This window comes from Pseudomonas sp. IT-P395 (assembly GCF_949767675.1).
Classification (GTDB): Bacteria; Pseudomonadota; Gammaproteobacteria; order Pseudomonadales; family Pseudomonadaceae; genus Aquipseudomonas.
The window spans coordinates 1-833 of sequence record NZ_CATKPW010000034.1 but is presented as its reverse complement, the minus strand read 5'-3'; the positions used below and the strand labels follow the sequence as shown (position 1 = coordinate 833).

The window sequence follows — 833 nt, the reverse complement described above, 5'->3', positions numbered from 1 at the left end:
TGCAGTGGTCTAATTTCCCCGGACACCCCGATAGGTGGAAAATACATCTATCGAGGAGTTATTCATGACTAAAAAACGCAGGGCATTCGACGACAGCTTCAAGCTGCAAGTCGTGAAGATGATCAAGGATCAAGGACTGACCGTTACGCAGGTTTGCCAGGATCTGAACATTGGTGAGACAGCCGTTCGACGCTGGGTTCAACAATACGAGGCTGAGCAGTTGGGGCAGGCCGGAATCGGCAAGCCGTTGACGGCAGAGCAACAGCGCATCCGGCAATTGGAACAAGAAAATCGTCAGCTCAAGGTGGACAACGACATCTTAAAAAAGGCTACCGCCTTCTTTGCCCGCGAGCTGAAGTAAGGTATCGACTGGTTCGGCAGCTGCAACAGAAGGCTTACTCAGTGGCACATGTCTGTCGGTTGCTGAGCATCAGTCGTTCAGGCTTCTATGAGTCTCAGAAGCGTGCTGATGCGCCTGTTCGGCAGAGTTGTCCTGTTCTTGTGCAACTCAAGGCGTCTTTCGCCGAGAGTGGAGGCTGCTACGGCAGCCGCCCTTTGCGCGACGCTTTGCGCGGTAAAGGCATGCTTGTCGGGCTGTATAAAATCCGTCGATTGATGCGGGCTAACGGACTGCGTTCAGCCTGGAAGCGCAAGTTTGTACACACAACCGATAGTAATCATGACCTGCCGATTGCAGAGAATGTACTGAACAGAAAATTTGATCCAGTAGCGCCAAACAAGGCCTGGGTAGCCGACATCACCTATATCCGCACCCGCAGTGGCTGGTTGTATCTGGCCGTGGTATTGGACTTGTTTTCACGCAAGATAGTGGG

The 833-nt window shown here is 52.6% G+C and carries 1 pseudogene; it reads left to right on the top strand.

Annotated features, from left to right (window positions below):
• Positions 1-64: 64 nt before the first annotated feature.
• A pseudogene (locus ACM6IN_RS20430) lies at positions 65-833 on the top strand (IS3 family transposase); the annotation flags it as partial.